At 36.9% G+C, this 12,581-nt stretch carries 9 protein-coding genes; 5 read left to right on the forward strand and 4 right to left on the reverse strand.

Annotated elements, in window-relative coordinates; translation table 11 throughout:
* Nucleotides 1-58 precede the first annotated feature (58 nt).
* Nucleotides 59-1,354, forward strand: a complete 1,296-nt coding sequence (gene tyrS, locus AC2A07_RS11770) for a tyrosine--tRNA ligase (protein WP_484050566.1) — start codon at nt 59-61, stop codon at nt 1,352-1,354.
* 64 nt (nt 1,355-1,418) lie between these two features.
* Here the strand turns inward: tyrS and AC2A07_RS11775 are convergent, their stop codons facing one another.
* The gene (locus tag AC2A07_RS11775; protein WP_314495820.1) at nt 1,419-1,853 is read right to left on the reverse strand and encodes a hypothetical protein; all 435 of its coding nucleotides are present in this window, start codon (nt 1,851-1,853) and stop codon (nt 1,419-1,421) included.
* Between the two features lie 272 nt (nt 1,854-2,125).
* Between AC2A07_RS11775 and AC2A07_RS11780 the strand changes: the two genes are divergently transcribed.
* The 3 genes from AC2A07_RS11780 (at nt 2,126) to AC2A07_RS11790 (ending at nt 4,703) form a co-directional block, all read left to right on the forward strand.
* A complete protein-coding gene (locus AC2A07_RS11780) occupies nt 2,126-2,764 on the forward strand; it encodes an alpha/beta hydrolase (RefSeq protein WP_484050567.1) in 639 nt (212 codons plus the stop codon).
* Between the two features lie 87 nt (nt 2,765-2,851).
* Entirely contained in the window at nt 2,852-4,177 is a 1,326-nt protein-coding gene (locus tag AC2A07_RS11785; RefSeq protein WP_484050568.1) for a PDZ domain-containing protein, read from the forward strand.
* Nucleotide 4,178: 1 nt separating this feature from the next.
* On the forward strand, nt 4,179-4,703 hold the full coding sequence (locus AC2A07_RS11790; RefSeq protein ID WP_484050569.1) for a hypothetical protein: 525 nt from the start codon (nt 4,179-4,181) through the stop codon (nt 4,701-4,703).
* Here AC2A07_RS11790 and AC2A07_RS11795 read toward each other — a convergent pair.
* The 3 genes from AC2A07_RS11795 to AC2A07_RS11805 form a co-directional block, all read right to left on the reverse strand.
* Complete coding sequence (locus tag AC2A07_RS11795) at nt 4,700-5,680, reverse strand: L,D-transpeptidase (protein WP_484050570.1); 981 nt, start codon at nt 5,678-5,680, stop codon at nt 4,700-4,702. The genes AC2A07_RS11790 and AC2A07_RS11795 overlap by 4 nt on opposite strands.
* A gap of 669 nt (nt 5,681-6,349) precedes the next feature.
* A complete protein-coding gene (locus AC2A07_RS11800; protein WP_484050571.1) occupies nt 6,350-6,901 on the reverse strand; it encodes a hypothetical protein in 552 nt (183 codons plus the stop codon).
* Between the two features lie 60 nt (nt 6,902-6,961).
* Nucleotides 6,962-11,503: a DUF8202 domain-containing protein gene (locus tag AC2A07_RS11805; RefSeq protein ID WP_484050572.1), complete on the reverse strand. Its 4,542-nt coding sequence runs from the start codon at nt 11,501-11,503 to the stop codon at nt 6,962-6,964.
* Nucleotides 11,504-12,314: 811 nt separating this feature from the next.
* On the opposite strand from AC2A07_RS11805, the gene AC2A07_RS11810 reads away from it, so the two are divergent.
* Nucleotides 12,315-12,557 carry a helix-turn-helix domain-containing protein gene (locus AC2A07_RS11810; RefSeq protein ID WP_314495838.1) on the forward strand — a complete coding sequence of 81 codons (243 nt, stop codon included), beginning with the start codon at nt 12,315-12,317 and terminating at the stop codon, nt 12,555-12,557.
* The last annotated feature ends 24 nt before the right edge of the window (nt 12,558-12,581 follow it).

A 12,581-nucleotide genomic window follows, 5' to 3' on the forward strand; every position in this document is an offset into this window, starting at 1 on the left:
AAACCTGAAACCCAACTGAATTTCTTATCTTTGCTCATTAAATTTTAAACAAAAAATAATGAACTCTTTTATTGAAGAACTGAAATGGCGAGGTCTGTTTTCTGACATGATGCCGGGAACTGATGAACAACTGAATAAGGAGATGACGACTGCCTATATCGGTTTCGATCCTACCGCAGATTCTTTACATATAGGAAGTCTTATTCAGATCAAAATTCTTGCTCACTTTCAGCAGCACGGTCACAAACCGATTGCTTTGGTTGGTGGTGCTACAGGAATGATCGGTGATCCTTCAGGAAAATCTGCAGAAAGAAATCTCTTAGATGAAGAAACACTTCTGCATTATATAGAATGCCTGAAAAGCCAGCTTTCCAGATTTTTAAATTTTGAGGGAACCGAATCCAATAATGCTGAATTGGTCAATAATTATGACTGGATGAAGAAAATTTCTTTCCTTGACTTTGCTAAAAATGTAGGAAAAAATATTACGGTCAATTATATGATGGCCAAAGATTCTGTTAAAAAGAGACTTACGGGGGAAGCAGGTGTTGACGGAATGAGTTTTACAGAATTTACCTATCAGCTGATTCAGGGATACGATTTTTTACATTTATATCAGAATAATGGGGTAAAACTTCAGATGGGAGGTTCTGACCAGTGGGGAAATATCACCACCGGAACTGAGCTGATCCGAAGAAAAGCCCAGGGAGAGGCTTTTGCCTTAACCGTTCCTTTGATTACCAAGGCAGACGGTTCGAAGTTTGGAAAATCTGAAAGCGGAGAAAATTACTGGTTAGACAAAAAGAAAACCTCACCATACAAATTCTACCAGTTCTGGCTGAATGCTACGGATAATGATGCCGAAAGATTCATCAGATTTTATACATTCCTTGAAAAAGAAGAAATTAATGCACTGACTGCGGAACATCAGACTGCTCCTCACGAAAGAAAGCTTCAGAAAAAACTTGCTGAAGAGGTAACCGTATGGGTTCACGGGAGAGAGGAATACGAAAAGGCTTTAAAGGCTTCTGAAATTCTTTTCGGTAAATCTACGGCAGAAGACCTGGTTCAGCTGGATGAAGAAATTTTCCTTGAGATTTTTGAAGGAGTACCTCAGAAAGAGATATTAAAGTCTGATGTTCTGGGAATCAATATTGTTGATTTACTTTCTGAAAAATCAGGATTTCTGAAATCCAAAAGCGAAGCAGCAAGAGAATTGAAAGGAAATTCTATTTCTGTCAACAAAGAAAAAATCAATGAAGTTTATACTGCTAATGAAAGCGATCTGATTGACGGTAAATTTCTCTTACTTCAAAAAGGTAAGAAAAATTACTTTATTGTTAAAGCAATGTAATGGCTGCTATATAATCATAAAAAAACCGCCACAAGGCGGTTTTTTTATGATTATATTTATTTAATTACAACTCCAAAAAGCTATAATCAATAGAGGCATCTTTTGTTCCTGCTCCCTTAGCTGTATCAGATTTTGCAACCACACCGTCAATATATAAAGTAACGATCAATTGAGAGTCTGCATTGGTAAGTTCTGCATTGGCATCCAGGTTAAGCTGAGACTGACTTGAATTCACAAAAAACTCATCGCTTGACCAAAGGGTTCCTGGAGAATTAAAAATAGTATTTTGGCTCACTCCAACCTGCGTTACAATAGTTTTAAAAGCAGGCGCTGCTGTTCCCGTTCCTTTTACAAGTTTAGCTTCAAACTTGACAAGGCGTTCCTGAAACTCTTCTTCGTCATCATCTTTACAAGAATTCATAACAGATACGACTGAAAATAATGCGACTACTAAAAATGAAAGTCTATGTAAACTTTTTGATTTGTAAATTTGCTTCATTTTTCCAAATAGATTTTTAATGTTTCAAATATAGGATTTTTATCAATATAAAATATGTTTTATGAAAATTTTCCAACAAAAATTTACAATTAATAGCAAATCAACAAAAGGATGATAAGTGATTTTACTCTTATATTTCTGATTACGCTTAGTGACTATTTGTGAATTTTAATCAATCATTATTAATTATCTTTGCTGTCTAAATCGATTTGCTTCTCATTTAAAAAAATCAGGACAGCCATTTTATTAATTAAATAACAGATTCTTAATATATGAATTTAGATTACATCGTAAGAGAACCGGAACATATAACCCCTCAGACTCCTGTGCTATTTTTGCTTCACGGTTACGGAAGTAATGAACAGGATCTTTTCAGTTTCAGGGAAAGTCTGCCTGCTGACTGGATCCTTGTAAGTTTCAGAGCTCCCAGACCCACAGAATTTGATGGATATTCATGGTTTGACATTGATTTTAATAATCCTGAAGAATTTATCAATATCAATCAGGCAAAAGAGGCATTGGAAAATGTTTTAGAGAATATTATGGCTATTACCAACAGGTATGGACTTACAGACAACAAGACTCATCTTTGCGGCTTCAGCCAGGGTGGAATATTATGTTACAGTTTAGCTTTAAAATATCCTGATCTTTTTAATTATGTAGCCTGCCTGAGCAGTTATCCAGAAGAAAAATTACTTACCGATATTGTAAAAGATAAGAAAAGACTTGAAAGACTCCGGTTTTTTGTTTCTCACGGTACCGATGATGCCATTATACCGATGGAATGGGGACGAAAAGCCGCAGATCTCCTGTATGACTTAAGCTGCTACTTTACTTTTAGAGAGTATATGAGCGGCCATGGTGTCAATCAGAAAAACTATATTGATTTGATGGAATTCTTTTCAAAATAAAGACATTTACTAATTTACTACAAACATTCTCAACAATTTGAGAATGTTTTTTTTATTCTTTAAGTTTTATTTCTGTAATTTCAGTAGATGAAACTGACTCTTATCTTTTTATTTTTCATCTTAAGCTTTTCCGGGAATGCTCAGAATAGTTTTGAGATAACAAATGCAGAAAAAGCAGTAATTCCTTTCAGACTCATTAATAATTTAATTTTTATACCGATCACGGTAAATGGCGCAGAACTTACCTTTTTACTGGACACAGGTGTTGCTGAAACAACTATTTTCAGTCTCGAAAATAAAGAACTGCGACTTTCCCCTCTGGAAAAAATGAAATTTTCAGGACTCGGAGGAAATACAAGTATTGAGGGATTTAAATCTGATCATAACATCGGAAAAATCGGTGAAAATTTTATCAATACATCTTTTACACTCTATATCATTCTTGATCAGGATTTTAATATTTCTTCCCATGTCGGCATTCCTGTCAATGGAATTATCGGTTATCATTTTTTTAAGAACTACCCTGTTGTTATAGACTATGCTTCAAAGAAAATAACGGTTTATCATCATGGTCGGTCATTCCTGAAAAGAATTAAAAAATTTGAGGAATTAGCCATTTCCGTCGAACGGAATAAACCTTATATTTTTGCTGACATAGAAATGACGAATACTAAAAAAAATTCAAAACTTTTAGTTGATCTCGGAAACAGTGATGCTATCTGGCTCTTCCCTGCCTTGATTAAAAATTTCACCTACAATCGTCCTAATATTGATGATTATCTTGGAAGAGGCTTTAATGGGGATATATTTGGAAAAAGAAGCCGTATCCATAATTTTCATCTTGGTAGTTTTACATTTCAAAAACCGCTGACTGCAATGCCTGACGAATTTTCGATTCAGTATGTAAGTCTCGTCGGCGAAAGGAAAGGATCAGTAGGCGGTGATATCCTCAGAAGATTTACAGCTGTTTTTGATTATCCCAATCAAAAATTATATTTAAAGAAAAACAGGAATTATAATGACCCTTTTCATTTTAATATGAGCGGACTGGATTTTCAGCAGGACGGAATGCAGTGGGAAAAGGATTTGATAAATCTTGAGAGCAAAAAAAAAGAAGAGCGTCTTGGAGAATCTACTGTAATAAGTAATACAGTACAGTATAAGTTTGTTTTAAAACCTTTATTTTCGATTGCCGGTGTAAGAAAAGATTCACCGTCTGACAAAGCCGGATTACAAAAAGGGGATCAGCTATTATTTATTAACGGAAAAAAAACAGCTGACATGACCCTGCAGAAAATAATGGATATGATGAAATCTGACGAAGGCAGAATAATAAATATGGTAATTATGAGAAAAAATCAGGAACTTCGCATCAGCTTTACACTGGAAGATCCCATCCCTTATCAAGAATAACATGCAAACAGAAGAAACAACATTAGACAAAATTAGAAACCGTCCAAGATTCAAGATGTATACACATTTGAGTAAAGAAATGTATGCCGAAAATCTTAAAAAATACCTTGCTGAGCACAAAGGTGAATTTTCAGGAAATATCAATAAGGAAATGGCTACAATCTGTGTAGAAACTGAATACGAACAATACTGGCAGCCCCAACTTTCACTGCGTACAGAAATTGAAGATGAACATACAGTTATCAGAGGTGTTTTCGGACCGAGTTCCGGAGTATGGACCTTTTTTATGTTTCTTTACTTTCTTTTTTCGATTCTATGGATGACATTTTTCACCATGTATTATGTAGAAAAACAAATCAAAAGTTTTGAATATCCATGGGCTCTGAATGCATCATTTGTCATGTTGTTCTGTATTGCAGCAACATATGCAGCTGCAAGAATCGGGCAGATAAAAGCTAAAGAAGAAATGCTCAAACTCAGAAAATTTGCAGAGGAATCTACGCTGCAGTTCGAAAAGAAAATTTAATTGGCACCTTCAGATTCTTCTGCAGGAGCAGTAATTTCCATTGATTTTGCTGCTTTTATAGAATCTGAAACCTTTTCCCTGTTGGTCTGTTCTTTCATCATTTTTTCAACGTGAGGCTTAACAAGATTAGTCATTTCTTCTACAGAAATATTATTGGCATTCGGATCAGTTAAAAGCTTTCTCCATGGCTTTCTTTTCCCCCACGGGTAATCTCCAAAAACAATGACAGGGGTGCCGTTTGCTTTTGTAGTAGCGCCTCCTGGATTTAAAATCCATGTATCCGCATAGCTGTACAGCCAGACTGCATCTTTCATCAACAATCTCAGGCATGAATGTGACGCCGGATAACCCGGAAGGTCATATTGATGCCATCCGATCCCATGGGTATTGTGAATATTGAAATTATATGGGAGTTTCCATTCGCTTTTTACTGTTGAAATCGCTAATTTCTTTTTCCAGTTGGCAAACATTAATCCTCTTGTCGTCTGAGCAGATTTTTTTCCCATGCTTGTTGGTCCCCACTTTACTAAAGTACCATTGGAATACACTGCATAGGCCTGAATCGGATAGGAGAAAACAACAAATTTTTTCACCTCACTCAAAACATCAAGCTGCATTGGAAATGGTGAATACGCCATCAGCGTAGTATCAATTTTCACTGGAATTACCAGTGTATCTGAATTAAACTTACTCTTGGAATCTAATCTGTTGAGCGCAAGAATTGCATACCGTTCTTTTTCTGAATATTTTTTACTGAAACCCGCATAAACGGAATCTCTCTTCTTCTTATCCTTAGGTAATGCCAATGCATTATAAAAACCATTTTCCTGTACCGCGGGCGGTACAGATTCTTTAATTTCAGTTTTTGTTACAGTAGAATCGGATTTTTCTCCGTTTGGCAGTGTTCCTGAGGAAGTCTCCTGTGACTGACTGTCAATTTTTCCGTTATCTTTCTTACATGCTGTAAGTAATAACATAAAGAGAAAAGTGTAAAAGAATGATTGTTTTAAAAATAATTTTTTCATAGATCAATAGCGGTCATTGAGTTTGAACTGAATATACAAATATCAGACCTAAAAATTTTCAAACTGAAAAAATATTTCCCCAAGTGATGTATTTAAATGAGTGCGAAAATTTTAAATCATTAAAGAGAGGCTAAGATGACAAAAGTCCAATAATATTAAATCATATATACTCGTTTTATCTTTATGATAAACAATATCTGAAATATTTCATATTCGCTCACAAGTAAAAATCAAGTTGGATTCAATAATGTTGTAAATATGCGTTAATAAAATAAAATTTATGCTTTCTTAAAGTTTAAATGTGAAAATACTGTAAAATAAAAAATTAATATAGCCTATTGTGTTAAAGTCTACCTATTGCTGAATCATACAACTGTTTTAAAATTCAGAGTAATCACTTTTCATTTTTCGTGAGATTTGCTGAAGGTGATTACCTGAAATTAGTGTATATTTTTTCATATCGTTAAAGCCTTCAGGCATTTGAAAAGCAGGAAAAGTTGTTTACAGAAATAAAATATTGAGAAATCTCTACAGCTCTCCTCAAAAAAAAGAGGCTCCCGAAAAGTAAGGGCAGCCTCTTTTTACTAAAAATCCGGGAACAGTCAGATTGTTTGGAATAATCTATTTCCAGTAGTTCCATACTTTACCATCAAAAACCGCTAAAGAATCTGAATCTGTATCATAGCATAATGTTCCTGCAACCGGTGATTTCACCGTTATGTGGGGGCTGGCTACATTTGGTAAAATAAGTGCTTTATCATCTGATTCAAGTACCAGAACACCTGATGCTCCTGAAGAAGTATTTCCATTACCGTCTACCTCTCCTATAATAACCCCTTCACCTGTTTCTTCGCTTTCGTTGAAAACTGCAGCAGTACTTAATGGATTGTTACTTTCATCAAACTGTACCGCTATACTCCCTTCTTCACTTAATTCAAGCCAGCCATTTTCCTGGAATACTTTTACTTTGAGATCATTTTTATCCATCAGCATAGAACCGTTGGCATAGGTAACCGTTTCTGATATTTCTGCGATCGGCAGGATAATTCCTTTGTCATTATCACTTCCAAAATCCAAGATCCCTTTAATCTCTACAGAATCTTTTCCTATGGCTACCTGCGCTGATACAACGCATGTGAATAACATACCCGCCGTCAACATTATTTTTTTCATAATTGTTATAATTTTTGAAGTTAGAATTCCCCTGCTGTTTTTAACAGCAGGGGAATGCAATTAATCATTACAGGAACGTTCGATACATTTCCATTGCTTGCCGTTATATATACTGACACATTTTTTGTTATCACTGATATCAAATATAATCATTCCTTTTATCCAATAGGATGCTCCGATCAGGGCTGGTGTAGTTCTGGTAAGAACCATTCCTTTTGTACCTGCTTCCAGGACAAGATATCCGTTAGGAACATTTTCCGGCCATCCATCAGTTTTTTCTTTCATGACTGAAATCCCTGTTTTTGAACGTTGGGCAATACCACCAACAGAAGGTTTTGTACACGAGCTGCAGAATGAAAGATCAATAGTTCCATTTGCATTTGCTGTTGCTGAAGACAAACAGTCATCTGAAGATTCGCTGTTCAGGTCATACCCGAAACTGACATCACCAGGAGTAAAAGTAACAGGATTAATTTCATAATCTGCTATATTTCCTGATGCTTTCACCTTGAATCTTATCCAATGTGTACCTTCCGGAAGTGTAAAATTGTCAAATTCCATACTTCCCACTTCTCCTGTATCATTAGGTAATGTAAGTCCTGATGAGGTTTGGAAACTGTTTGGCAAAACAGTAAACACCTCACTGTTATAATCCAGTGAAAGCAGCATTTCGGAAATACTGAAAGTATTTAGATTATTAATATTCAGGGTAACTTCGATTTCGCCGTCTAACCTGAAACAACTTTTATTCATTGTCATTGAGGTTATGACCTGCTCGGGTCTTTCAGAAACTGTTGCGGCCGTTTCTGTAAATGCGTTTCCTGTGAGTCGGTCTGAACTTGATAAAATAACAGCTGTTCCTAATCTGTCATAGCTCAGGAAAGCCTGATTCTGATAGACTCCTTCCAGTGCACTATTGTTGAAAACTGCGCTTGCACGGAATATATAGCTGCTTCCACCACCCGGAACCAGCAAGCCTGAAACGGTAATTGTCTGTGTGCCGTAACCACTGATATTAGAATCATCGAAGTCAATTCCTGATGCTGAGAACGAATTGTTTACCCAAACCATACCATCAGGCAATGTATCCTGAAAAGTCACCTCTTTCTCTGCACAGTTGATATTGACTGCACGGAAAGTATAGTCTACTACTTCACATAATTTGATCTCCTGAGGTCCCTGTTTTGTAAAAATTAAACCTTCTTCATCAGGTGCAGGCAGTGGCTGCGGACAGTAGAATTCCATGGGGCCTACGCCTATATAGGTTGTTAAGTTTGGAAGCGTACTTACTGTTTTGTAAACAATATGTACTTCCTGTACTGCATTTTCAAAATCAACGAAAACCCTTCCTCTTCGATCAGTGTATTCTGAATTTCCATTAAACTGGGTTCCTATAGGTTTAGCTGTTGCTTTACCATCGACTCCTATAGTGTAGCGGCTTCTTTGAGGCCTGTTAAAGGTATAACTTAGTTTTGGATACACTGGTGAACCATTACAGTAACCGATAACCTGAATGTCATCCGGTCTGCTTCCCGTACGGTCAATATCATACAATTCAAAAGATACTGCCGCCGCAACGGATGCCCCGACATCATCGGTAAAAACAACTTTTGTAGTAACTGCTTCAGTCCCGCTTCTTCTCTCCCTCAACGTTCTCTGAGAGGATGATCTAGGATAACCGACTGTCATTCTGTTATCAGGATCTTCAACGGTTACAGCCACATTGAAATCATTTCCCAAACTAAAATCCTTTGGTCCCAGTTCTCCTCTTACCGGCCAGTTTCCTCTTGAAAAGTCCAGTGATTTTAATCCATCAAACCTACATCCATCACAGCTTCCCACGAGTTTGGCGCCAAAGGTAAAATAGGTGTATTTATTGGCAAATTTATAGTTGGCAATATGTTTATTATCTGCAAATGTCATAGGAATGATCTGATCCCACTGATTAGCAGCTAATTTTGTAGCACTGTCTGCAATCAATAAAAATACCTGATAATTTGCGCTATTATACGGAAATAGAGAACCATAGGCACTTACTATCATTTTCTGATCAAAATTGGTGTTATCTGCAAGCCATACTCTACCTTCGATACGGGAATCCAGTGCCCCACATATATCCTGATTGCCGATGAGAGAAAGGACCGCAAGAGATCCGTCATTATGTCCCCAGGTAACTGCTGTTTTATCATTGATAATTTCTCCGAGAATTGCATCACACCCTAATCTTGAACCGATCCCCATGTGTACAATCGCTCCGGTATCGGTAGATCTTGACTGCCTGTTGTACAGCTCGGCATCCTGATCCCGGATAACAGATGCGACATTATGATGATAACTTTGATGAATACTGTCATCACCATTCCATACAGAAGTATTGTCTGAAAGTAAAAAATTAAAATTAACAAAAGGGGAAGTTTTATCTAAATCTGCTGTCAGTGCGTATTTTAATCCGAGATAAGCATTAATCTTATGTCTCTCATCAGCAGAAAGCAGACTTTCATAAGCAATAACTTCCGGCATAATTCCATTAAGATAATAAGAATTGGACGAACTTCCTAAACCCAGCATTCCGGGACCGTTCATCACAGCAACACTGGATGTATGATTGACGGTATTTTCGTAGGCATCAAAATCGAAGGTTATACTGTTGCCCCTCGTCCAGTGAAAACCAGCTATCGTAGTTGCCCCGGAATTGAATAAAAATGTTGAGCTGTTACTGAGGCCTGTGGATCCGATCCTTCCATATCCTCGAGATAGATTGGTACCTGAGCCTCTGAATACTCCGAAAGAAGGTCTTCTTCCATTGGTTTGAGCCGTAGTAGCCCCAAATCCTATAAAATAAATTCTGTCAGAACTGTTGAGATTATGATTAACAACTGCATACAATGATGAATTCGCAGGGTCTGCGACCGAAAAAGGAGCTTTATTGGTTATCAGAGCATCCTGCCACTTCCTGAACAAAGGGGTAGGATGGAAATTTGTACGTTCATCACATTGTAAAAATAATGGAGCACCCCTATTATTTCCTGTTGCATTTCTCTGAAAATAAGTGGCTCCGAATCCTGCATTATCGCTCCAGTTGACCAACTCTCCGGCACTGTTGAGTGTAATGGTATTTTCCTGCGAGGCATTCAGCCACATTCTCAGACCATTGGTAACCCCACCTGGGGCTTTTAGGTAGAAAGCAAAACCTATATAATCTCCGTCATTGATCACCAGATTTTCCACTCTGCCGTCTTCCACTTTGTAAATTCTTGTATTTGAAGGTAAAAATTCCGGGTCAGAACTTATCAAAATCCACTCACCCTGACCTGGTCTGGCATTGACGGTAAAAGACGATTGACCAGTCGTTTTGGCTCTAAGTTTATTGCTGAAAATTGAAGTTAACTTTTCCGTTATGACCACTCCTGTAACCGGATCAGTGACAGTCTGAAGCGTATAATTCTGGAAAGATGTCCCTACATTGTAAGTATAGGATGCATTTCCTGTTTCTCCTGTGGCTCCAAACATCAAGGCACTTTTATCCGCCATTGTCGAAGTATTTTCTGCATTAGTATCTGCAAGAATACCTAAAGAGACCGTTAAAGCAGGATTATCCGTACTCATCGACTGCTTTTGGTATAATCCACTTGCATCATCACGTACAATTCCGAAAACATCCCTGCTGTACTGATTATACCCGTTATCACTGCTGTTGTATACTGCTGTACCGTCAGAAAGAATATATTCTTTCTGAGATTCATTCAGGGTAATGCCGTATTTTATAGCAAGGTGCGAATTTATCTTTTTCAACTCATCGACAGTTAAAATGTTTCCTGTACCCTGTTTAGACATTACAATGACTTCCATTACTTCACCAAAAAAATAATTTTGAGATCCTGTTTCTGTTGCCGTTGTTCCGATGACGCTTTGACCGCTGTTGATACCCCAAGTACGCCCGACCATATTGGTTGTACTTGCGAGAGCATTCAGATACTGCTGCTGAGGATTTATTGTGTTATTAGGCAGAACTGCCACTCCTATTCCATAATTTCTTTCTGTTAAATTATTATGAGTATAAGCGGTTCCCCTTGTGCGGTGCCATAACCTTCCTGCATTCGTCCAGCCATACTGATTACCATTCGTATTGCCTGAGCCTGAGCCTGAATTCAGGCCAAATACAGATGCACTTGATGCCGAGTTTTCACTATCCAGCCTGGATATCCAGATCACGAAATACGATCTTGCAGCATCAGGTACAAATTCAGTATCAGACAATAATTTTCTTCTGCGGTTATTGACTACACTGGGGCCGCCTTCTGCAGGACTCAGCATATAGAAATTCACGGCCGAATGATAATTCATTGCAGATTTTATAAACTTTGGAAAGAAAGGATTTGCTTCTGTATTGCTGAAATTTCGTGCATTAGGAGATCTGTCTTTCCAAATGGTTACATCTGCACCGTCATCAGGTAATATGGCCGAAACCTCATCTCCCCTCAGCCAATAATCTACCGAGATTCCCTGAACTCCTCCCGGAGTCTGTGAAAGTGCACTGGCAGACCACAAGATGAATGAAGCCGCTGAAATACACCTGTAAAATGTTCGTAATATTTTATACATGAGATTGTGTTTAACTTTAATTTAATGAGCTTAACAGTGCAGCTAGTAGTGCAGAGATAAGTTTTACCATTTTTTCTATCATAATATATGACGAGGAGGACCACGCTGTTTCTGATTAACAGCATAATCATCTTTTAAAGAGAGGTGAAAATCAGTGTATGAATCCCTTCCTGTACAATTATCATAAATTGACAGTTTAGTATTTACCGGATCTGAACAGTTGTTTTTGGGTGTTTTTGAAGATACGTAAGAATTTTTCTTTCCAGTGATAGTGATCAGGGATTGCCTGCAGTTATGATGACTGTTACGAATATTGACACGTCCAATATATTTCTGCAAAACATTTTCAGCATGAAACCTATTTACTGAAGTAAAAACCTTGGTGCAGGTACGGGCCCATACTGCTGTAATAAAGGAAATAAGGAAAAAGAAAATGATGCCTAGTCTACTACAGGATTTTTTCATATCAGATTTGTGTTTTAATTAAGCAAAATTAAAATTTTGCTTCTTCAACAAAGTAATTTTCAAAAACAATACATCATCAGAAAACTAATAAAAAAAGAATTAATCTTTAAGAAATAATATATTATTTTTCAACGCCTATGTAATCATCTTGTTTACAGAACGTACATGTCAATAAGTTTTGTATGACACTTTAATGATCTATCAATTTTCGACAGTAAAATCTTAATTAGCTTCTATTTATATTGTCTGAAATATTTTACGAATATAGTACATATTCTAAATTGTTACAAGTTCTTATAACATTTAATTTATGAAAATTTCCGCCTTTTGCATAAATAAATTTAATATGACTGAAAAAAACAAAGCATTGGCGCAGTTTGGAAATCACATACGCAATCTCAGAAAAAATAAAAACCTGAGTCAGGATAAAGTTGTGGCAAACAGTTCAACATTAACCAAAGCAACAATCAGTGAAATCGAAAACGGAAAAAGAAATCCGGAATTCACCACTATTTTAGATTTAGCGAAAGGATTGGGAGTACAGCCATATGAATTATTGGATTACGACCATAACGAAACAAAAGATTAACAGTTTGTTCCTGTCACGTCAATA

Source organism: Chryseobacterium sp. HNCC26DJ238, assembly GCF_057180465.1.

Excerpts from the sequence above, each read along its gene's own strand:
- tyrS (WP_484050566.1), top strand. The coding sequence starts at position 59 with ATGAACTCTTTTATTGAAGAACTGAAATGGCGAGGTCTGTTTTCTGAC.
- AC2A07_RS11775 (WP_314495820.1), bottom strand. The coding sequence starts at position 1,853 with ATGAAGCAAATTTACAAATCAAAAAGTTTACATAGACTTTCATTTTTA.
- AC2A07_RS11780 (WP_484050567.1), top strand. The coding sequence starts at position 2,126 with ATGAATTTAGATTACATCGTAAGAGAACCGGAACATATAACCCCTCAG.
- AC2A07_RS11785 (WP_484050568.1), top strand. The coding sequence starts at position 2,852 with ATGAAACTGACTCTTATCTTTTTATTTTTCATCTTAAGCTTTTCCGGG.
- AC2A07_RS11790 (WP_484050569.1), top strand. The coding sequence starts at position 4,179 with ATGCAAACAGAAGAAACAACATTAGACAAAATTAGAAACCGTCCAAGA.
- AC2A07_RS11795 (WP_484050570.1), bottom strand. The coding sequence starts at position 5,680 with ATGTTATTACTTACAGCATGTAAGAAAGATAACGGAAAAATTGACAGT.
- AC2A07_RS11800 (WP_484050571.1), bottom strand. The coding sequence starts at position 6,901 with ATGAAAAAAATAATGTTGACGGCGGGTATGTTATTCACATGCGTTGTA.
- AC2A07_RS11805 (WP_484050572.1), bottom strand. The coding sequence starts at position 11,503 with ATGTATAAAATATTACGAACATTTTACAGGTGTATTTCAGCGGCTTCA.
- AC2A07_RS11810 (WP_314495838.1), top strand. The coding sequence starts at position 12,315 with ATGACTGAAAAAAACAAAGCATTGGCGCAGTTTGGAAATCACATACGC.